15 protein-coding genes are annotated in these 21,343 nt (G+C 70.2%); 10 read left to right on the top strand and 5 right to left on the bottom strand.

Going from position 1 to position 21,343, the window contains the following annotated elements:
- Positions 1-9: 9 nt before the first annotated feature.
- Both P7A99_RS17570 and P7A99_RS17565 read right to left on the bottom strand, forming a co-directional pair.
- Complete coding sequence (locus P7A99_RS17570; RefSeq protein ID WP_277795063.1) at positions 10-3,126, bottom strand: TonB-dependent receptor; 3,117 nt, start codon at positions 3,124-3,126, stop codon at positions 10-12.
- 184 nt (positions 3,127-3,310) lie between these two features.
- Positions 3,311-5,647 (bottom strand): beta-L-arabinofuranosidase domain-containing protein, encoded by a 2,337-nt coding sequence (locus P7A99_RS17565; protein ID WP_431307685.1) that lies wholly within the window; start codon positions 5,645-5,647, stop codon positions 3,311-3,313.
- Between the two features lie 339 nt (positions 5,648-5,986).
- Between P7A99_RS17565 and P7A99_RS17560 the strand changes: the two genes are divergently transcribed.
- The 3 genes from P7A99_RS17560 to P7A99_RS17550 all read left to right on the top strand — a co-directional run bounded on the left by P7A99_RS17560 (position 5,987) and on the right by P7A99_RS17550 (position 11,752).
- Entirely contained in the window at positions 5,987-7,351 is a 1,365-nt protein-coding gene (locus tag P7A99_RS17560) for a hypothetical protein (RefSeq protein ID WP_277795061.1), read from the top strand.
- A 126-nt stretch (positions 7,352-7,477) separates the two neighbouring features.
- Entirely contained in the window at positions 7,478-9,598 is a 2,121-nt protein-coding gene (locus tag P7A99_RS17555; RefSeq protein ID WP_277795060.1) for an ATP-binding protein, read from the top strand.
- Between the two features lie 72 nt (positions 9,599-9,670).
- Positions 9,671-11,752, top strand: a complete 2,082-nt coding sequence (locus tag P7A99_RS17550) for an ATP-binding protein (protein WP_277795059.1) — start codon at positions 9,671-9,673, stop codon at positions 11,750-11,752.
- 20 nt (positions 11,753-11,772) lie between these two features.
- Here P7A99_RS17550 and P7A99_RS17545 read toward each other — a convergent pair whose 3' ends face one another.
- Together P7A99_RS17545 and P7A99_RS17540 are read right to left on the bottom strand one after the other, a co-directional pair.
- Positions 11,773-12,264 (bottom strand): hypothetical protein, encoded by a 492-nt coding sequence (locus tag P7A99_RS17545; protein ID WP_277795058.1) that lies wholly within the window; start codon positions 12,262-12,264, stop codon positions 11,773-11,775.
- Between the two features lie 93 nt (positions 12,265-12,357).
- A complete protein-coding gene (locus P7A99_RS17540; RefSeq protein WP_277795057.1) occupies positions 12,358-12,768 on the bottom strand; it encodes a hypothetical protein in 411 nt (136 codons plus the stop codon).
- 244 nt (positions 12,769-13,012) lie between these two features.
- On the opposite strand from P7A99_RS17540, the gene P7A99_RS17535 reads away from it, so the two are divergent.
- The gene (locus P7A99_RS17535) at positions 13,013-15,079 is read left to right on the top strand and encodes an ATP-binding protein (RefSeq protein ID WP_277795056.1); all 2,067 of its coding nucleotides are present in this window, start codon (positions 13,013-13,015) and stop codon (positions 15,077-15,079) included.
- Positions 15,080-15,252: 173 nt separating this feature from the next.
- Here the strand turns inward: P7A99_RS17535 and P7A99_RS17530 are convergent, their stop codons facing one another.
- Positions 15,253-15,609: a GIY-YIG nuclease family protein gene (locus P7A99_RS17530; RefSeq protein WP_277795055.1), complete on the bottom strand. Its 357-nt coding sequence runs from the start codon at positions 15,607-15,609 to the stop codon at positions 15,253-15,255.
- Positions 15,610-15,854: 245 nt separating this feature from the next.
- Here P7A99_RS17530 and P7A99_RS17525 point away from each other — a divergent pair, with 245 nt between their 5' ends.
- The 6 genes from P7A99_RS17525 to P7A99_RS17500 all read left to right on the top strand — a co-directional run bounded on the left by P7A99_RS17525 (position 15,855) and on the right by P7A99_RS17500 (position 21,145).
- On the top strand, positions 15,855-16,835 hold the full coding sequence (locus tag P7A99_RS17525; RefSeq protein ID WP_277795054.1) for an ABC transporter substrate-binding protein: 981 nt from the start codon (positions 15,855-15,857) through the stop codon (positions 16,833-16,835).
- A gap of 151 nt (positions 16,836-16,986) precedes the next feature.
- Positions 16,987-17,721 carry an ABC transporter ATP-binding protein gene (locus tag P7A99_RS17520; protein ID WP_431307684.1) on the top strand — a complete coding sequence of 245 codons (735 nt, stop codon included), beginning with the start codon at positions 16,987-16,989 and terminating at the stop codon, positions 17,719-17,721.
- Between the two features lie 166 nt (positions 17,722-17,887).
- Positions 17,888-18,646, top strand: a complete 759-nt coding sequence (locus P7A99_RS17515; RefSeq protein ID WP_277795053.1) for an ABC transporter permease — start codon at positions 17,888-17,890, stop codon at positions 18,644-18,646.
- A gap of 131 nt (positions 18,647-18,777) precedes the next feature.
- Positions 18,778-19,119: an endonuclease domain-containing protein gene (locus P7A99_RS17510; protein ID WP_277795052.1), complete on the top strand. Its 342-nt coding sequence runs from the start codon at positions 18,778-18,780 to the stop codon at positions 19,117-19,119.
- Between the two features lie 161 nt (positions 19,120-19,280).
- Positions 19,281-20,054: a hypothetical protein gene (locus P7A99_RS17505; RefSeq protein WP_277795051.1), complete on the top strand. Its 774-nt coding sequence runs from the start codon at positions 19,281-19,283 to the stop codon at positions 20,052-20,054.
- A complete protein-coding gene (locus P7A99_RS17500; RefSeq protein WP_277795050.1) occupies positions 20,054-21,145 on the top strand; it encodes a DUF2336 domain-containing protein in 1,092 nt (363 codons plus the stop codon). The genes P7A99_RS17505 and P7A99_RS17500 overlap by 1 nt, the downstream gene beginning before the upstream one ends.
- Positions 21,146-21,343: the final 198 nt, after the last annotated feature.

The raw sequence follows: 21,343 nt of genomic DNA, 5'->3' as shown, positions 1-21,343 counted from the left end.
GGCCGTCGGTCAGAACCGCGCCGCGACCAGCAGCTCGAACCGGCGGCGGCGGGGGTCGCCGCGGTAGTCGTAGCCCATGTGGGCGGCCTCGGCGAGGATCGGCGGGCTGGCGTCCAGCAGGTTCTGCACGGCCAGCCGCAGATCGACCGACCGCAGCCGGCCGCCGTCCGGCAGGTCGATCCGGCGGCGGGCGACCAGGTCGACATAGGTCTGGGACGGCATGCGCGGAACCTCGCTCGGCTGCTTGAGCGGCGCCTGGACGGAGACGGCCGAATAGACCAGGTCGTAGCCGCCCAGGTACTGGACGTTCAGGTCGACGCTCAGCGGCCCGCGCGTCCACTCCACGCCCGAGACGCTGCGCCATTCCAGCGGCGAGTCGCGATAGCCGGCGCGGTCGAGCCACGGCTCGCCGCGCCGCAGCTTGGACCGCAGCACCGGCTGCCAGGTCGCCGCGCCGTACAGCCGGACCTGGCCCCGCGGCAGGGGCGGCGGCGGCGACAGGGTCCAGTCGAGCTGCAGGTCGACGGTCTCGGCGCGGGTGCGGCCGACGTTGCCGAAGCCCGAATAGATCTTGGTGATGCGGCCGGCGGTGTAGCCCAGGGCGGCGTCGGCGGCCGACAGCGGCTCGCGGTCGATCCATTCGGGATAGAGCGCCTCGCCGCTGATCGCCGCCTGGGGCGTAAGCTGCAGCGACACCAGCTCGTCGCGGATGTCGACGCGGGAGACGTCGATCGACAGGCGCGGCCCGCGCCGCCCCTCGGGATTGAACACCACGCCGGCCGACAGGGTGCGGCCCTTCTCCTGGCCGACCTTGTGCGAGCCGCCCCGCGCCTGGGTCACCGGCCCTTCGGCCAGGGTCGAACGCCCGCCGCGCCGGGGATCGACGAGCCCGGCGTCGAGGATCGGGATCAGCACCTCCTGCAGGTGACGCAGGTCCGGCGGGCTCTCGCCGGTGGCCAGGCTGGCCCGCAGCATCAGCCATGAGGCCGGCAGGGCCCGGGCGCCCAGGGTGAAGACGTCGGCCCGGTGGCGGGCGCTCGCGTTCGGCGGACGCTCGCCCGCGCGCAGGGCGTTCAGCGGATAGGTGGTCTCGACGTCGTCGCGGCGCAGTGCGGCCTGCAGCTCCAGACCCCGCAACGGCGCCAGGGCGGCGTCCTGGGCGACCAGCGGCGCGCGCAGCTCCGCATAGGCCGAGCGCACCTCCACGCCGCGCTCCAGCACCGGCGTGGCCCGCGGCGCCCCGTTCCCCAGAATATAGGCCTGCGTCGCCGGCGCGTGCTCGCGGCGGAACTCACCCAGCACGGTGAGGGTGAGCGGACCGCCCGGCAGGTCCAGCAGCGGGCCGGCCGCCCGCAGCGCCGCGTTCACGAAGCGGTTCTCCAGCCGCGACCAGGATCCGTACGGGCTCAGATAGGCGCCCAGCGCGGTCTGCAGCGCCTCGTAGTCGCCCAGCGGCAGGACGAAGGGCCGCGGACTGGGCCCGGTCGCGCCGTACCACAGGGCCAGATAGAGGTCGTTCAGCTGGATCCCCTCGTTGGTCACCCGCACGGCGTCGTCGCGGGTCTCCAGCACGGTGCGCCCCACCGTGTAGTCGGCGGCCGCCTGCCAGCGCCCGGGCAGGGCGGCCAGCGCCCCGCCGGTCAGGCGATAGGTTTCGACGCTGCTCTGGCTCTTCCTGACCAGGCTCTCGACCGGAAAGCTGATCAGCACGGTGTTGGCGAAGGGATTGTCGCCCGCGTCGCCGTGGGTGGGGGTCGTGGTGCGCGATTGCGGCAGGTAGGCGAAGGCCTTGTTGCTCAGATAAAGGCCGTCGACGAACAGCTCCAGGCGATCGCTCGCCTGGTGGCGGACATTGACCAGAAGCGAGCCCGACCGGGGCGTGCTGACCAGCGAGGTGTCGGCCCCCGCCAGGCCCGGCGGCTGCTCGGTCGACAGCTTGCCGGCGTTGGCGACCAGCACGGCGGCGCGCTCCTGGTCCGTCCCCGAGAACCCGATCGGCAGCAGGGTGAAGTGACTGGGCAGCACGGTCCCGCCCAGCCGCGCGTCCAGACGCAGGGGCTCGCCGCCCCAGCTGCGCACCACGATGGCGTTCCGGGCCGTGGCGTCGGACAGGTAGAAGGAGGGAAACTTGGCCGCCTGCCGCTGCAGCGACTGATCGGCATAGTCTCGCCGGCCCGCCGTCAGCGGCCGGGCGGCGGCGTAGGACCCGGCCAGCATGACGTCGGTCCGCCCGTCGTTGGGCGTGAACCCGGCCCGCAACTCCAGCCGCGCCCGTCCCGCATCGCCCCGGCTGGACAGGCCTGTCACCAGGGTGAGGTCCGCGCCCCGGTAATCGCGATCGAGCACCAGGTTGACGACCCCGCCCACCGCGGCCGGACCGTGGATGCCCCCGGCCGTGGCCGTCAGGGTCTCGATCCGCTCGACGAGGCCCAGCGGAACGGCGTTGAGGTCGGCCTGGCCGAAACCGGCGTTGAGGGTCGGCAGGCCCGGCAGGCGGCGGCCGTCGACCAGCACCAGGGTCCGCTGGAGCCCGACGCCGCGCAGGTCGATGGCCGAGTTGGCCGCGGCCCCGCCCAGCACGTACTGGGAGGGGGATATGACCTGGCCGTTGGACGGCATGCGGTCGCGGAACAGTTGGTCGAGATTGTCCTGCGGGGCCATGGCCAGCTCACGCGGGCCGGCCACCTTGTAGGGCTGGATGTCGTTCTGGGTGCGGCGGATGCCGGCGTTCTGGGTGCGGCGGCCCACGACCAGGATTTCCGAGACCGCCCCGTCGCCGGGATCGGCCAGGGCCGTAGGCGGTCGGCGCACAAGCACGCGCGAGCCGTCGCGGGTGACGCGGTAGTCGAGATCGGCGCCCGCCAGCAACGCCGTCAGGGCCTGGTCCGGGGTCAGGCGGCCCCTGACGCCGCCGACCCGCAGGCCGCGCACCAGCTCGTCGCTGAACAGGATTTCCAGACCCTGCTCGCGGGCCAGCTCGTCCAGGGCGTCGCCCAGCGGGCCGGCGCGCACGTCGACGCGGGCCGGACCGGCCATGGCCCGCGCCTCGTCCGGCGTCGCCGTCAGAACCGCCAGCAGCGCCCCGGCAAGGCCGCCCGCCAGTCTGCCGCGCTTTGGTCGATGCACCCCTTCCCCCAGGCAGGCATGCGCCCGGCCCCGAGGACGGGGCGCGAGCCAGGATTGAGCAAGCAACAGGGACTGCAACGATTGATAGCGTTACCGGCGCAGCCTGGCCAGCCCGCCCCCACGCGACGGGTCCCCTACGTGGGGGCGCCCCGGAAAGCGGCAGGACCGACCGGCGATCAGCCCCTTACGCCACAGCTCCCGCCATCACCCGCAGCTCGTAGACCACCGCCGGCTCGTCGCCCGCCTCGATGCGCACGCGGGCGGGGGTGGTTCCGGGCGGCAGGGGGATCTCGGCGGTGAAGAAGCCGTCGCGCTTGCCGGCCGGGGTGGTGAACGTGCCGACCGGCGCGCCGTCGATCAGCACCTTGGCCGACTGGCCCACGTCGGCGCCCCAGTAGACCAGTTGCAGGGTCAGAGGGCCGGCGCGGCGGGCCAGGGTGGCTTCCAGCCAGCCGCCGCCGGGGTTCAGCTTGCGGCCGCTGCGGCCGTTCAGCTGGATGATCTCGCCGTTCGCGGCCGCGACCTTGTGGTCGACCTCGGGCTGTTGCTCGCCCAGATAGACCGTGTCGACGGTGCGGGCGACGGTGTCGATGCGGGCCTGCTCGGCCGCCAGGAAGGCCTGGCCCTCGGCGTCCCAGCGGGCCTTGGTGAAGGTGGGGACGTAGACGGCCGTGCGGTTGTCGTACTGGGCGAAGAACGGGCTGAAGACCACCGGGGCGCCCCGGGCCGTGCGGGCGGCGTAGGCGTGCGGCGCCTGGCCGGTCTTGCTCAGCAGGGCGGCGGGCGCGCCGTCGCCCACCAGGGCCGGCGCGGTCGCCTCGAAGGGCCGGTCGGCCGGTCCCACGTCGGCGGCCAGCACCAGCGGCCCCGAGACGAAGGCCACGAGGTTGGGATCGTCCGGCGTCGGCTCGGCCCGCAGGGTCATCGGCAGGAACAGGGCGATGCGGTCGCCGGCCTTCCAGACGCGCCGGATCCGCAGATAGCCGTCGGCGCCGCCGCGCCCCATGGACCTGCCGTTGAGCGTGACCTGCGGGACCGCGCACCAGGCCGGCAGGCGCAGGGCGATCTCGCGCTCCTCCCTGGGCGCGCGGGCGATGGTCAGGGCGACCTGGCCGTCGGCGGGATAGCGGGTGGCCAGGTCGATGGCGAAATCGCCGCCTGGCAGATCCAGCGTCGAGGGGATGAAGAGGTTCAGATAGAGCGCGCCGTCGGCGCCCTGCCACCAGATGCTGTCGGCGTGCTTGGCGTGGCTTTCCATGCCCGAGCCGACGCAGCACCAGAAGCTGTCCTCGTAGGTGGAGTAGCTGCGCCGCCCGCCCGCGGCCATCGGCATGAAATAGACGAACCGGCCGTCGCCGGGCCGCTGGTGGGCCATGATGTGGTTCAGTTGGGCGCGCTCGTAGTAGTCGAACAGGGCGCCGTCGGGCTTCCAGCTCCACAGCTGGCGGGTCAGCTTCAGCATGTTGTAGCTGTTGCAGGCCTCGCAGGTGGTCTCGGCCATGTGGCGGGCGATCTGGCGCGGCTTGCCGAAGTGCTCGCGGTCGGAATTGCCGCCGATGACGTAGCTGTGGTCGCGGGTCACCGCCCGGTGGAAGAACCGCGCGGCCGTCGCCTCGGCCGGATCGTCGCCGGCTGCCTCGTAAAGGCGCGCTAGGCCGATGACCTTGGGGATCTGGGTGTTGGCGTGCAGGCCGGCCAGCTCGTCGCGCTCGGCGGCGATCGGGTCGAGCACGGCCCTGTGGCGCAGGCGGCGGGCGACCTTCAGCCAGCGCTCGTCCCCGGTCAGGGCGTAGGTCTGGGCGTAAGCCTCGTTGATGCCGCCGTGCTCGGTGACCAGGATCTTCTGCACCTGCTCGTCGGAAAGGCCGTCGATCACCCCGGCGAAGTAGCCGGCGACCCCGACCGCCACGTCCAGCGCGCCGGGCGTGGCGGCCAGCTCATGGGCGTCCAGCAGGCCGGCATGCACCTTGTGCCAGGTGTAGACCGGCACCCAGCCGTCGTTGAGGCTGAAGCGCGAGGAGCGGATGTCGCCCCGCCGCAGTTCCTCGAACACCTGCTTGCCGCCGACCGGATCGTCCTGGTTCCAGCGGGTGGTCCCGCCGACATAGCCGTCGCCGTGGGCGGCCTGCACGCGGGCCAGCTCGGCGACCGTGTAGGCCAGGCGCGCCCGCAACTCCGGATCGCCGGTGTTGGCCACCTGCAGCGCGCAGGCCGTCAGCCAGTGGCCCAGGGTGTGGCCGGCGATGCTCTGGGCCTCCCAGCCGCCATAGACCGGCGCCTTGACCGGCAGGCCCGCGCCCTTGTGGAAGTTGTGCAGCAGACGGTCGGGCGACAGCGAGACCAGATAAGCGCGGTTGGCCGCCTGGGCCTGGCTGAAGATCGACGGCTTCAGCGCGACATGGCGGGCAGCCACCGGTCGGGCGACGACGCGGGCGGGGTCCACGGCCAGGGGCGCGGCGACGGCGGCCCCGCCGGCGAAGGCGAGCGCCGTCGACGCCAGCAGGAAACCCCGACGGGTCAATCGAGGTCGCCTCATAAATCCCCCAATAATTTGTCTGATTATTTTACACGAAAGCACGACTAGCGTCGCGGCTCAAGAACACCGCATTTGCCGCCAAGAGGTCAGTTTTTCGGGATTCAGCCTCAGAGAGCTTCATCAGCCGCGCATGAGAGATCATTCGCACGTGACACTCCAGACAACATTTGTCGGACAAAGATGCCACACATATGAAAGGTCGGAGCCAAAAGCCGCCGCACGACAAGCCCAACCATATGTGGCCAACCCAGGTAACTACGCAGGATAAATCTGCGATAGTAAGGGCTGAAGTGGCAGTCACGACACTGGAAACACGCGCCTTGAGTGCTTTATAAAAAATACAATCAAAGCTTCACAAACCGCCGCGCGTTGGATAGGAACGCCCTGTCTAAGAGTTGTGCGGGTGCCGAACTAGAGGAGCCCTCTGGGCAGTGGGGGCAGCACCCATCACCCGCACCCATCAACCAGGGCCCGATGTTACTTTCGTGGATCACCATCGCCGAGGTGGGGCTGGACGCTTATGAGAGCATTGGTGGCGATGCGCACCTCCGCCTACAGCCCAACCCAGGCTTTCTCAAAGAGATCAGCATCGGCGACACCCGGGCCTACCGCCCATGGGCCGTCATTCCAGACCTGAGTGTATGGCAAGCCGTCGTCCGCGACATCAACCAAGCGTTCGGCGGCCAAGCCAGCGGAAGAACGTCGACCTTAACATTGACCGATCCAGGTCAAATCAATGCGCGACGCTATACCTTCTCGATTAGACTATATAGACCTAACATTCTAGCCATAGAAGTGAGACTACTTGACTCGATAGATTGTGATCTTGCAGAAGCATTCGCCGTCCGCGAACTCGCCGTTCACAGAGCAGCGTCGCGGGTGGTCGACCTGCTCATCGGGATCGTCAAGTCCGGAAATTTACACGATATCGAGCTGAGAAATTCGCGCATCGAGCGCCCCATCATTTACTTTCCGGTCGATATCGACCCGGCGGCGTTCGAAGACTGGAAGGAAGAAAATAAGCGATTAATTGCAGGATTGGCCACAAACAATAAGAAATGGAAGTCTCAAGATCCTGATTTCGCCGACAAAATTTTTGACGCAAATCGCGAAATAGACATAAAACATTCCTCCCACGCGCTTTCCATTGTGAATAAGCAAGGAATTGTAACCGCTTTCACATCACAAGAGGAAACGGTTCGCATCGACATGATGCGCGATCACGAAAAACGTATTGTTTTCCTTGAATTCGCCCTTGCGCTTCATAAATTTTCGACGAAATTTCCGAGAATTAGGGAAAGTAATGAAAATTTGGCAGACTTTCTATATTATCTAGCAAAGCCAATGCTACAAGAAAATGCCATTATTCCGAAATCCGTTAACGGAACGCATATATGGTCAGTAATATCTAAAGACCTAGCCCTTCCAGATTCGATCGGAAAAATATCCACACATACAGCTTCAATTATAGAATCAAAATTCCAATATTTCTCCACCCTTAGCGAAGAAGATTTCGATCACATGGACTTCCTTGACCATGTGCAAGATTCAATTCGCCGGCACGGGAAGTGGCCCCTGGAAAGACTCTATGAAAGAAGACCATTTCTATTCTGGGCGATAACGACCCTTATTGCAATTGGACACCTGGTAGTAAACGTCGCATCAAAAATACACCCACTCCCTCGTTAGCCGCCCCAGAACCTCCCGCCTCCCACTTAACCAAAAACCGACGTTTCGGGCTCATGGTGGAACCCGACAGCTTCCGGCGGACTTCGATCGGGAGCCTGGGGGTTTGTGATCTTGGGGTTCGGCCGCTTGGACATCGCGAGCGATCGCGCGGCGCTGTGGCGTCGCTGGCGGCGGCCGACGGGGCTGACGGTCGCCTATGTGGCGTCGATGGCCTACAGCCTGTTCCTGACCGGCGCGGCCCAGGAAATCGCCACCATCTGGACGGCCAACGCCGTCATCATCGCCGGGCTGATGACCCTGGACCGTCGGCGCGGCGCGATGCTGCTGGCGGTGACCAGCGTGCTGCACCTGCTGCTGAGTCTCGCCACCAGCACCAGCAGCGCCTTCGCCCTGGCCGTGACCCTGCTCGACGGCGTGCAGATCGCCGCCACGGCCTTCGCCCTGCGCCTGCTGCGGTTGCCGGGCAAGGTGCGCAACATGCGCGGCCTCCTGGTGCTGACGGCGGTGTCGGCGGTGTTCACGGCCGTGACCTCGATCGCCGTCAACGGCGTGGCCTCGGTGGTCGAGGGCGGCGGTTTCTGGACCGGCTGGAGCGGCTGGACCACCAGCAACGTGCTGGGCGTGGCCATCGCCCTGCCGACCATCCTGATCCTGCTTGACCGTCGCCACGCCGAGGCCTTCCCGGTGCGCGGCTGGCTGGAGCCGGCGGCCGGGCTTGCGATCATCGCGGCCGTGTCGTGGACCGTGTTCACCGGCCCGCCGCAGATGCGGGTGCTGGTGTTCGCCCCGGTGCTGCTGGCGGCGTTCCGCGGCGGCCCGCGGGCGGCGGCGCTGTCGGTGATGGCCGCCCTGGCCTTCGCCATTCCCGCGGTGCTGTCGATCGTGGGGCTGGACCCCAAGGCCGCCGCCGAGCCGATGCGCCATCTGCTGCTGTTCCACATCGTGCTCTATGCGGTGAGCATGGCCGCGGCCCTGGCGCTGAGCCGCCAGGCGCGGCTGTCGGCCTTGCTGGTGCGCCGCCAGGCCGCAGCCCGCGCGGCGCAGTCCCGGGCCCAGGCCGCCAACGCCGCCAAGTCCGACTTCCTGGCCACGATCAGCCACGAGATCCGCACGCCGCTGAACAGCATTCTGGGCTTCGCCGCCCTGGTGGCCGAGGACGCCGAACTGTCGCCCGAGAACCGCCGCCGGCTGGACCTGGTGGGCCGCGCCGGCCGCTCGCTGGCCGAGATCGTCGGCGACCTGCTTGACTTCGCCAAGGTCGAGGCCGGCCGCCTGGAGCTGGTTCTGTCCCCCGCCTCGCCCGCCGCCCTGCTGCGCGACGCCGCCGCCATCATCGCCCCCGACGCGCAGGGAAAGGGCCTGAGCGTGACCGTCGAGGTCGAGGGGCTTGCCGGTCCGCTGGGCGTCCAGGACCCCGAGGCGCTGTTCGCGCTGGACGAGACGCGCCTGCGCCAGGTGCTGCTGAACCTGCTCAACAACGCCGTGAAGTTCACGACCCAAGGCGGGGTGACGGCCCGGCTTTCCATCGGCCCCGAGCCGGGCCTGCTGCGCTTTTCCGTGGCCGACACCGGCATCGGCATCGCGCCGGAGGTGCAGGCCCGCCTGTTCCAGCGCTTCTCCCAGGCCGACAGCTCGATCAGCCGCGCCTATGGCGGCACCGGCCTGGGGCTGGCGATCAGCAAGGCCCTGGTCGGCCAGATGGGCGGGACGATCTGGGTGGAGAGCGCCCTGGGCGTGGGCGCGGTGTTCCACATCGCCCTGGAGGCGCAAGCCGCCCAGGCGCCCGAGCCCGCCGAGGAGTCCTGCCCCGAGCGCGCCGCCGCCCGGGTGCTGCTGGTCGACGACCATCCGATGAACCGCGAGCTGGGCGACGCCCTGCTGACCCTGGCCGGCTGCCAGGTGTTCACCGCCGAGGACGGCTTCCAGGCGGTGGACGCCGCCCGCACCGGCGGCTTCGACCTGATCCTGATGGACGTGCACATGCCGGGGATGGACGGCCTGGCCGCCGCCCGCGCCATCCGCGCCCTCGACGGGCCGGTCGCCGACACGCCGATCCTGGCCCTGAGCGCCGACGTGCTGCCCGAGCAGGTGGCCCGCTGCCGCGCCGCCGGCATGGACGGCCACGTGGCCAAGCCGATCCGCCGCGACGAGCTGCTGGCGGCGGTGTCGCGGGCGTTGAGCCAGCCGCCCGGGCGCGACCGAACGTCGCATGATGGCGCGACACACGGAAAAAGCGTCGCGCCTTAACGCTTTTTCGGGGCCGGCGTGATGGGTGGAGGTTTCCGGGGGCCCTGGCCGCCGGAAGGGGGACGAGGGGTCTTGAACGCACGCGCCGACCGACAAGCCGACACCGCGGCCGTCCGCTGGGGACTGCTGGTCGCGCTGGTCTGCGCCTATGTCGGCTCGTTCCTGTTCAGCGACCTCCTGACCCGCGACAGCAACGGCATGCCCTCGCTGTGGCCGATGAACGCCATACTGGCGGCCGGCCTGCTGCGCATGGACCCGGTCGGGCGGCGGCTGCTTCTGGCCATCGCGCTGGTCACCAACCTGTCGGTGCACGCCCTGGCGGGCGACCCCTGGTTCGTCATCGCCGTCTACACCGCCTGCGACATGACCGAGAGCCTGGCGGCCGCCGCCCTGACCCGGCGGCTGCGCGGCGCCCGGCCGTCGATCCGCAGCGTGCGCCACGCCCTGATCCTGGTGGCGGCGATGCTGCCGATCACCATCACCGTCGCGGCCATCGGCTCCAGCGTCGCGGCTCCCGCCGCGGGGGCGCAGCTGTGGCCGTTCTTCGCCGCCTGGGCGGCCTGCAACAGCATGGGCATGATCATCGCCCTGCCCGCGGCCCTGGTGATCCTGGACCCGACCAACGAGGAGGCCTTTCGCCGGCCGCCGGCGGTGCAGCTGGGGCTGTACGCCATGGTGGCCGGGGCCACGGTGTTCGCCTTCCTCAAGCCGGCCATGCCGATGCCGTTCCTGATCTTTCCGGCGGCAATGCTGGCGGCCTTCCAGCTGGGTCCGCGCGGCGCGGCCTGGAGCGCGGTGATCGTCATCGCCATCACCGCCCCGATGACCGTGGCCGGCGACGGCCTGGCCCGCCTGGCCCCGCGCTGGGCCGAGATCGACCGCATCCGCCTGGTGCAGGCCTTCGTCACGACGATCTTCTTCACCTGCCTGGCGGCCGCCCTGTCGCTGTACAAGGAACAGCGGCTGAAGGGGCTGATGGCCCGCCGCAGCGCCGCCGCCCGCGCCGCCCGCGCCCGCGCCCAGGCCGCCGGCAGGGCCCGCACCGACTTCCTGGCGACCATGAGCCACGAGATCCGCACGCCGCTCAACAGCGTGCTGGGCTTTGCGAACCTGCTGGCCGAGACCGAGGACGGGCTCAGTCCCGCCGGCCGCCGCAAGCTCGAGCTGATCGCCCAGGCCGGCGGCTCGCTGGCCACCATCGTCGACGACATTCTGGATTTCTCGCGGCTGGAGGCCGGGCGCGTGGAGCTGCGGCCCGAGGCCGTCGACCCGGCCGCCCTGCTGGCCGACGCCGCCTCGATCATCGCCCTGGACGCCCAGGCCAAGGGCCTGGCGCTGTCGGTCGAGGCCGACCTTCCCGACGGCTTCGACTACGCCCTGGATCCGGCCCGCCTGCGCCAGGTGCTGCTGAACCTGCTCAACAACGCCGTGAAGTTCACGTCGAGCGGATCGGTCAGGGCCAGGGTGGCGCTGGAGACGACCTATCCCGGCGGGCCCGAGCGCCTGCGCTTCACCGTCGCCGACACCGGCATCGGCATCGCGCCCGAGGTGCAGAAGCGCCTGTTCCAGCGCTTTTCCCAGGCCGACGGCTCGATCAGCCGCGCCTTCGGCGGCGCCGGCCTGGGCCTGGCGATCAGCAGGACCCTGGTCACCCGCATGGGCGGCGAGATCGGCCTAGACAGCGCCCTGGGCAAGGGCGCGACCTTCTGGTTCACCACCCCGGCCGAGCCGGTCTGCGCCGCCGACGTTCCCGCCCCCGAGCAGGAGGCCGCCGCCCGGGTGCTGCTGGTCGACGACCATCCGATGAACCGCGAACTGGGCGCGGCCCTGCTGACCCTGGCCGGCTGCGCGGTCGAGACCGCCGAGGACGGCGACGAGGCCGTGCGCGCCGCAGCGGCCGGCGACTTCGACATCATCCTGATGGACATCCACATGCCGCGCATGGACGGCCTGGCCGCGGCCCGCGCCATCAAGGCCCTGCCCGGCCGCGCCGGCCGCGCGCCGATCATCGCCCTGTCGGCCGACGTCATGCCCCAGCAGATCGAGCGCTGCCGCCAGGCCGGGATGGTCGACCACGTCGCCAAGCCGATCCAGCGCGACACCCTGATCGCGGCGCTGAACCGCTGGATCGGGGTGGAGACGAAGGCGGCGTAGGGGGCGGTCGTCGCTCGGCTTCAGGCCCGTCCTTCCTCGCTGAGCCTGAACCTGAGAAGCGTGACCTCCTCCTGGGCTTCGGCGAGCTTCACCGAGGTCTCGCAGAAGCGCCATACCTCCTGATCCAACCGGCGCTGAACCAGCAGGAGCTCGGTGGCGAGCTCGTCGGCCAGCCCGGCGCCTCGAGAGCCCCAAACCGCCACGCCCAATATGACCGCCATCAGGCCGCCGACGAGCAGCTTGGCTTCCCCCATCAGGTAGACAAGCCTGTCTTCGCGAGCCTCGGCGATCCTGGCCCGGCGGACGGCGGCCTTGGCCCGCGCCGCCGCGTCGTCCTGCGCCCGCCAGGCCTCTTCGACGCCGGCCGGCTTCGAACCGGCGATCTCACCCACGGCCCGGGGGGCGACTGACGCCGCCGCCCGAGGATCGCTGGGAAGGATGCGATTCACATCCCGAATGAGGAAGCAAACACCGAGGAAAAAGATGCTCGTCGCCACGAACATCAGCAACATCCGGAACTTCACGACAACCCCGTATCAACCGCCCCGCGCCCAGCCGCTGGCGGACAGCCCTCAAAGATCGCGTTCGTCACAGGCGGGCAAGCCCTACCGGTAGAAGAAGCCCTCGGCGCTGGAGGCCTCGACCCGCTCGCGCGTGACCGCCCCGCCGGCGCCGACCTGCGCCCCGTAGACGGCATAGGCCTCGCCCTTGCCCGCCTCCCAGGTCACCCGGTGGACCACCAGGCCGAAGCTCTCGCCGTTGCAGCGGCTGTAGGCGCGGTAGGCCGCGCCGCGCATGTTGAGGAAGGCCTCCGCCTGCGCCGACAGCGCCACCGGCTTGCGGTCGACGGTCAGGGCCGGCGCCCTGGTCACGCCTTGCGAAAGCGCGATCGCATGCGGTCCGCACTGGCCCTCGTAGCTGAGGCCCTGCGGCGCGGCCGCCTTCAGCTCGACCCCGGAAACCACCGCCGGCTCGGCGTTGGCCAGCGCGCCGGCCAGATAGAGCGCGAGAAGCATGCGTCGATCCCTCCATCCTCACAAGGGCCGCAACCTGACATGCAGGGGCCCCGCGCAACTCTCGCAGAGAGTCCGATAATCGTTCAACCCCGGCGCGCGTTTTTCCTTGCCAGCCAAGGAAACAGCGCCGTTGGTCGGATAGTCGACGCTACCAAAACCCATTGCGGCAAAGCGTCACAGAAGGCATTGGTCCCGAAACTGAAACCGTTGTTCGGCGTAGAAACCGGGGAAAACGGGGTCAAGAATGACGCGAAGCGCCGCCCTACAGGAGACCCGCCGCCAGACGGTGCTGCTGCTCGTGCTGACGGCCGCCTTCGCCGCCGCCCAGCTGTTCAGCGACGGCCTGACGCGCGGTCCCACCGGCGTGGCGGCGCTGTGGCCCGGCGCGGCCCTGCTGGCCGTGGGCCTGATGGCGCTGGGCCCGCCGCGCCGGCTGATCCTGACCGTCGTGATCGGCGTCGTCCATTTCGCCCTCTGCCTGGCCTTCGGCGACAGCCTGGAGCGGGCCGTGGTGTTCACCGCCGTCAACCTGGCCGAGGCCTGGGCCGCGCGCGAGGCCGTGCGGCGGGCCTTCGGCGGGGCGGCCCGGGTGCGCACCATGCGCCACCTGGCCCTGCTGGTGACGGTGACCGTGCCGGTCGTGGCGGTGACCGCCGCGATCGCCGCCGGGCTGATGAACCTGCTGGACCACGCGCCCTTCGTTTCGCTGTGGCGCGACTGGTTCGTCAGCGGGTCGCTGGGCATGGTGCTGATCGTGCCGGCCGTGCTGGTGCTGATCGACGCCGAGCACAAGCGCACCTTCCACCGCTCGCTGGGCGAGCGGCTGGGCCTTTTCCTGCTGATGGCGGTGCTGACGGCGGCGGTGTTCCACGACACCCGCGCGCCCCTGCCCTTCGTGCTGTTCCCCGCCGCCATCCTCTGCGCCTTCCGCCTGGGGCCGCGCGGGGCGGCGGAAGCGGCCCTGACCATCGCCGTGGTGTCGCTGCCGCTGGGGGTGTGGAACATCTGGCTGGGCCAGCTGCTGGCGCCGTGGGATCCGGTCCAGATGACCCGGCTGATCCAGTGCTTCGTCACGGTGGTCTTCGCCACCGCCCTGGCGGCGGGCCTGGCCCTGGCCCAGCAGGAGCGGCTGCGGCGCCTCCTGGTGCGGCGCGAGCAGCTGACCCGCGCGGCCCGCGCCCGGGCCCTGGCCGCGGCCGAGGCCAAGACCGAGTTCCTGGCCACCATGAGCCACGAGATCCGCACGCCGCTGAACAGCATCCTCGGCTTCGCCCAGCTGCTGGCCGGCCGCGACGACCTGCCGGCCGACGCCCATCGGCAGGTGGGCATGATCGACACCGCCGGCGCGGCCCTGCTGACCGTGGTCAGCGACATCCTCGACGTGTCGCGCGTGGATTCCGGCCAGGTCGAACTGATGCTTCAGCCGGCCTCGGCCTCGGCGGTGCTGCACGACGCCGTCGGCATCGTCCTGCCCGAGGCGCAGGCCAAGCACCTGAGCCTCGAGATCGACGTCATCGACCCGGTCGGCGGCCTGCACGACCTGGACGCCCTGCGCCTGCGCCAGGTGCTGCTGAACCTGCTCAACAACGCCGTGAAGTTCACCGAGCGCGGCAAGATCGTCGCCCGGCTGATCGTCGAGCCCGGCGAGGTCGAGGACCGCCTGCGCTTCGAGATCGCCGACACCGGCGTGGGCGTGCCGATCGAGGACCAGGCGCGGCTCTTCCAGCGCTTCGTCCAGCTCGACAGCGGCGCCACCCGGGCCTATGGCGGGGCTGGCCTGGGCCTGGCGATCAGCAAGTCGCTGGTCGAGCTGATGGGCGGGCGGATCGGGGCCGACAGCGCGCCGGGACACGGCTCGTGCTTCTGGTTCGAGGTTCCCGCCGCCGAGGCCGAGCCCCTGGCCGCGCCGGCGACCGAGGTCGCCCGCGATCCCAAGGCCGCCCGCATCCTGCTGGTCGACGACCATCCGATGAACCGCGAGATCGGGGTTGGTCTGCTGCGCCTGGCCGGCTGCCACGTCGAGACCGCCGAGAACGGCCGTCAGGCCCTGGCGGCGGCCGCGCGCGGCCATTTCGACATCATCCTGATGGACATCCACATGCCCGAGATGGACGGCCTGGCCGCCACCCGGGCCATCCGCGGCCTGGAAGGCCCGGCCGGCCGCGTGCCGATCATCGCCATGAGCGCCGACGCCCTGCCCCAGCAGGTGGAACGCTGCTTCGCCGCCGGCATGGTCGACCACATCGCCAAGCCCGTGCAGCGCGAGGTGCTGTACGCCAAGGTCGGGCGCTGGCTGGAGGCGGGGGAATAGCTGCGGCCTTTCCCTTTTCTTCCCGTCATTCCCGCCCTTGTGGCGGGAACCCCTGGTTCCGCTTGCACGTGCGACGCCAGCGGACTGCTCAGCAGTCCGCCCCAACTGCCCTTGCGGCCGATAGAGGGGTTCCCGCCACAAGGGCGGGAATGACGGGAGATTGAGGGGGCCGCTCACACCTGTCGCGGAACGGGCGTCCATTCGAAAACCGCGTCGTACAGATCATCCCAAAGCGGATTGTCGCGCTCGATCAGGTTGATCTTCCACTGGCGCGGCCAGCGCTTGATAGAGGTTTCGCGCTGGATGGCCTCGGTCATGACGGCATGGACCTCGTACCAGACAAGACGGGTCAGTCCGTACTTGCGAGTGAAAGCCGAGCCGACGCCTTCGCGATGCTGGACGATCCGGGTTTGGAACTGCGCGGTGACACCTGTGTAGAGCGTGCGGCGATAACCATCGCTCATGATGTAGACGGCGATCCAGGCGGTGTTGAGGTCCCTGGGACGGCTCCGGTCGACGAACCCAACCATAAGTTCTTATTTTGTTCACGACATTTCTTTTCCTCCCGTCATTCCCGCCCTTGTGGCGGGAACCCCTCTGTCAGCCGCAAGGACAGTGGGGGCGGACTGCCGAGCAGTCCGCTTGCGCCGCACGTGCGAACGGAACCAGGGGTTCCCGCCACGAGGGCGGGAATGACGGGAGATTATGGAGACGGGCTTTGCCTAGCGGATCGCCCCCGCTAACCTCCGCGCCGCATCGTACCGGGGGATCCGCCATGACCTTTTCGCGCCGCGCCGTGACCGCATCGGGCCTGGCCCTGCTGGCCGCCGCCTGCTCGCCGGCCAAGAAGGACGCAGCCCCGGGCCTGACGAAGCTGAAGCTGGCCACCGACTGGCGGGGCCAGGCGGAGCTGGGCGGCTACTACCAGGCCGTGGCGACGGGCGAGTTCACCAGGCGCGGGCTGGACGTCTCGATCGTCCAGGGCGGGCCGGGCGTGAACGTGCCCCAGCTCCTGGCCACCGGCGCGGTGGACATCGGCGTCGGCTCCAACAGCTTCATCGTGCTGAACCTGGCCAAGGAAGGCGTGCCGGTCAAAGCCGTGGCCGCCTACATGGACAAGGACCCGCAGGTGCTGATCGCCCACCCGGGAACCGGGGTCGCCAGCATCGCCGACATGAAGGGCAAGCCGATCCTGCTGTCGGACGCCTCGGTGACGGCGTTCTGGGTGTGGCTTAAGGCCAAGCACGGCTTCACCGACGCCCAGGTGCGCAAGTACAACTACTCGGTCGCCCCGTTCCTGGCCGACAAGAGCCTGATCCAGCAGGGCTACGCGACCTCCGAGCCCTATCTGATCGAGAAGGCGGGCGGGGATAAGCCGGCGGTGTTCCTGCTGGCCGACGACGGCTATCCGGCCTATGCGTCGTTCGCCCTGGTGACCGACAAGATGATCGCGGAAAAGCCCGCCCAGGTGCAGGCGATCAGCGACGCCATCGCCGCCGGCTGGAAGAGCTATCTCTACGGCGACGCCAAACCGGGCGACGCGGCGATCCTCAAGGACAACCCCGAAATGACCCAGGACCTGCTCGACCAGGCTCGGGACAAGATGCGGTCCTACGGCATCGTGCCCAAGGACGGGATCGGCGCCATGACCGACGCGCGCTGGGCGCAGTTCTTCGAGGTGGCCGCCGACCAGGGCGTCTATCCCAAGACCATGGACTACAAGCAGGCCTACAGCCTGGCGTTCCTGCCGAAGTGATGCGGGGCTTGCGAGCAAGCTCCCTTCCCCCTCGATGGGGGAAGGGCCGGGGATGGGGGTGGCGCGGCGGTCCGACCGGACACGGCGTCGACGCCCTTGCGCTCAGTAGTCACCCCCACCCCTGCCCCTCCCCCATCGAGGGGGAGGGGTCGTGACCACGATCGCTTCCCTCTCCGCCGTCGAGGTCGACTATCCGCGCGGCCGGGCGCTCGGCCCCGTCGACCTGGCGCTGGCCGCCGGCGAGGTGACGGCGCTGGTCGGGCCGTCGGGGTGCGGCAAGTCGACGGCGCTGCGGCTTCTGGCCGGGCTGGAGCAGCCGACGCGCGGGACCGTCGCCCGGGCCGCCGGCAAGGGCGAGACCTCGGTGGTGTTCCAGGCCCCGACCCTGGCGCCGTGGATGAGCGCGGCGGCGAACGTGGCCCTGCCGCTGGAGCTGGCCGGGGTTCCGGCGCGCGAAGCCAGGACGAAGGCGCGCGAGGCGCTGGCCCGAGTGGGGCTGGACGGAGCGCAGGACGCCCGGCCGGCCCAGCTGTCGGGCGGCATGGCCATGCGGGCCTCGCTGGCCCGGGCGCTGGTCACGGCTCCCCGCCTGCTGCTGCTGGACGAGCCCTTCGCGGCCCTGGACGAGATCACCCGCCGGGCCCTGGCCGACGACGTTTTGGCCCTGTGCGCGGCGCTGTCGCCGGCCGTGGTGTTCGTCACCCACAATGTCGAAGAGGCCGTCTACATGGCCGGCCGGGTGGTGGTGCTGACCCCGGGTCCGGGCGTCGTGGCCGGCGAGGTGCGGGTCGAGGGTCCGCTGATGCGGCCGGCGGGGTTCCGCACGACGGTGGCGTTCCGCGAGACGGTCGAGGCGGTTTCCGCGCTGCTGGAGGCGGGTCGGTGACAATTCTCCCAAGCCCCTTCCTTTCTCCGAGTTTCCCCGCGAAGGCGGGGATCCAAGCTGGCTTTCCAGAGCATCTGCGAACGTCGGCTTGCGTGTCGGACTCGGCTAGGGTCCCCGCCTTCGCGGGGAAGCTCGGTCTTTGGAGCGGTTCAGGGAGACTCGCCCCATGACCCGCCGCCTCGCCCCCATCCTGTTCACAGCCTTCCTGCTGGCCGCCTGGGAAGGCGCCTGCCGGGCGCTGCACGTGCCGGCCTATCTGCTGCCGGCCCCTTCGGAAGTGGCCAAGGCCCTGGTCGAGGCCGGGCCGCTGCTGGCGCTCAGCGCCTGGGGCACGCTGTCGACGGCGCTGGCGGGGCTGGCGCTGGCCGCCCTGGTCGCCCTGGCCCTGGCGTTCTGCGCGGCCCTGAAGCCGATCGTCGAGGACGCCTTCGCCCCCGTCGCGGCGATCCTGCAGGTGACGCCGGTGATCGCCATCGCGCCGCTGGTGACCATCTGGGCCGGCATCGACCATCCGGGCCGCGCGGTCACCGCCCTGGCCGCCGTGATCGCCTTCTTCCCGATCTATTCGGGCGCGATCGCCGGGCTGAAGGCGGCCGATCCGGACCTGTCGCGCCTCTTCGACCTCTACGGCGCCGCGCCCTGGCAGCGGCTGTGGCGCCTGCGCCTGCCGTCGGCCCTGCCGGCCATGCTGGAGGGGCTGAAGGTCGCAGCCGGCCTTGCCCTGGTCGGCGCGGTGGCGGCCGAGTTCGTGGCCGGCTCGGGATCCAGCCAGGGCCTGGCCTGGCGGATGCTGGAAAGCTTCAACCGGCTACAGACCGCGCGCGGCTTCGCCGCGCTCGCCGTGCTGGCCGCCATGGGCGTCGCGCTGCACGCCGCCCTGGCCGCGGCCGAGGCGCGGCTGCTGGCCTGGTGGCGGGGGCGCTGAAAACCCTCTCTCTTGGAGAGAGGGAGGGGCCCGCCGCGCAGCGGTGGGAGGGTGAGAGGTTTCACCCTCGGCCGGAAAATCCCGATTCCTTCCGTTGCGACGCCTCGAAGCAAACATTCAGGCTCGGCTGCATGGACAAGACCGTCAACGCCCGCCGCCTGCGTCGGGACCAGACCCTGGCAGAAAAGACCATGTGGGCGCTCGTTCGCAACCGCCGGCTGGGAGGGTTCCGTTTCCTGCGGCAACTTCCGATCGACCGCTACTTCGCCGACTTCGTCTGCGAGGCCGGCAAGCTTGTCGTCGAGCTGGACGGCGCCTCGCACGAAGGGCGCGAGGACTACGACGAACGCCGCACCGAGACGCTGGAGCTGTTCGGCTACGTGGTCCTGCGGTTTCCCAACGAGCGGGTGCTGAGCGATCCTGGCGGGATTGGAGATGAGATCCTGACGGTGCTTCAAAGCGGCCGGCGGTGAAACCTCTCACCCTCCCACCGCCTGCGGCGGCGGGCCCCTCCCTCTCTCAAAGAGAGAGGGAACAATAGTCGCATGTCCGACGGTTCGCACGGCGCCGTTAGGCGGCGATTAAGCGGCGTCGGCTAAGGGTTCGAGACTGGAGAAACTCCGTCCGGACCGGCATGCGCCTCGTTCTGCCCCTGCTGCTGCTCGCCAGCGTCGCCGTTCCGGCGCACGCCGACGACGTGCGCGAGAGCCGCTACGGGCCGCGCAGCCCGCGCGCCCAGGCCGCCGCCTCGGCCTATCGCGGGCCGATGCTGGGCTGGGCCGGCAAGGTCGAGGCGCCCATGGCGCCCGCCGCAGCCGACACCGCTTCCCGCGCCGTCGAACGCCCCGCGCCGTTGGCCGCCTGGGCCGGCTACGCCAACGCTCCGGCCGCGCCGCAGATCCAGCAGCCGCAACCGCAGCAGCGCTACGTTCCGCCTCACCCCCAGGCCCCGCAAGGCGCCCTGCCGACCAGCCTCTACAGCCCGCCCGTGGCCGCCGCGCCGATCGCCCCTGCCAGGCCCGCCGCGCCGCGCGTCTATCCGTCGAGCGAGCTGGCCGGCGGACCGCCTCCCGTGCAGCCGCCCCAACCGCGCCCGGCCCCGGCGCCCGCTCAGGTCGCCGCCGCGCCGGCCTACGCCAATCCCCGCGCCGCCGAGGGCCTGGCGCCGCGCACCTATTCGGTCGGCCGGATGTTCGGCCTGACGCCGGACCAGATCGCCGCCCCCGGCCCGCCCAACACGGTGCTGATGGCGGTCGACCCGGCCGCCGTGGCCACGGCTCCGGCCGACGACGAGCCCCAGCACGGCTCGGCCGACTGGCTGGCGGAGGCCGCCCGGGACGCCGGCCGCGACACCTCGACCTCGGCGTCGCGCAAGAAGAAGACCACCGCCCAGGAGAGCGATTTCTGATGCTGCAATCGCGCCTGCACGACCTGATCGCCCTGGCCGACGAGCCGTCGAGCGCCAAGCGCCGCGAGCTGCTGCGCGGGGTGACCGACCTGTTCTTCACCGGCGACGACCACGGCGCGGTGGAGATGGGCCTGTTCGACCAGGTCATGGGCCAGCTGGCCGGCGAGATGGAAGAGGCCGTGCGTGTCGAGCTGGCCGAGCGCCTGGGCCAGTCGGCCGCGCCGCCGCCGAGCCTGGTGCGCAACCTGGCCGCCGACAGCATCGCCGTGGCCCGCCCGATCCTGACCGGCGCGGCGCCGCTGTCGGACGCCGATCTGCTGCACGTGGCCCAGACGCAGGGCCAGGAGCACCTGCGGGCGATCTCCAGCCGGGCCCACGTGCCCAGCGCCGTCTCCGACGCCATCGTCGCGCGCGGCGACGACGACACCCTGGGCGTCCTGATCCGCAACGAGGGCGCGGAGCTGTCGCGCCAGGCCCACGAGACCGTGGTCGACCGCGCCCAGGCCAATCCGGCCCTGCACGAGGCGGTGATCGACCGCCAGAGCCTGCCGATCGACCTGCTCAACGAGATGTACTTCGTGGCCGAGGCGCGGCTGCGCGACCGGATCATGGCCCGCAACGAAAGCGTCGACCCGACGGTGCTGGAGGCGGCCCTGGCCGCCGGCCGCAACCGCCTGGCCGCCCGCGACGGCGCCCTGCCGGCCGACTACGACGCCGCCATGCACGAGCTTGGCCTGATCCAGGCCCGGGGACGGATCACGCCCCAGGCCCTGGCCAGCATGCTGCGCGCCAAGCAGACGACCCTGTTCCTCTGCGCCCTGTCGGACATGGCCGACATCGACTTCCACACCGCCCGCAAAATCCTCGAGCGCAAGGAGCTCGACGGCCTGGCCGTGGTCTGCAAGGCGGCCGATTTCGACCGCGCCCTGTTCCTGACCTTCGCTCTGCTGATCCTGGATCCGTCCGACGAGGTGATGGGCAAGGCCAAGGCCTATGGCGAGCTCTACGCCGCCCTGCCCCGCGAAAGCGCCCTGCGCACCATCCGCTTCTGGCGCCTGCGCCGGACCACGGGCGCGGTGGCGGCGGCTTAAAAACCCCTCTCTCATGGAGAGAGGGAGGGGCCCGTCGCCGCAGGCGATGGGAGGGTGAGAGGGTACGCCCTCTCGGATAATTCTCGATCCCTCGCTTCGTCATCCCGGCCGTAGCGTAGCGGAGAGCCGGGACCCAGGGGCAGGCGCATGACGTCGGCTACCGCCTGGCGGCGAACCCTGGCGCGGCGCCCGCCCCTC

This window comes from Caulobacter endophyticus, from assembly GCF_029543245.1.
Lineage (GTDB): Bacteria > Pseudomonadota > Alphaproteobacteria > Caulobacterales > Caulobacteraceae > Caulobacter > Caulobacter endophyticus_A.
This window is presented reverse-complemented; position numbering and strand designations above follow the sequence as displayed.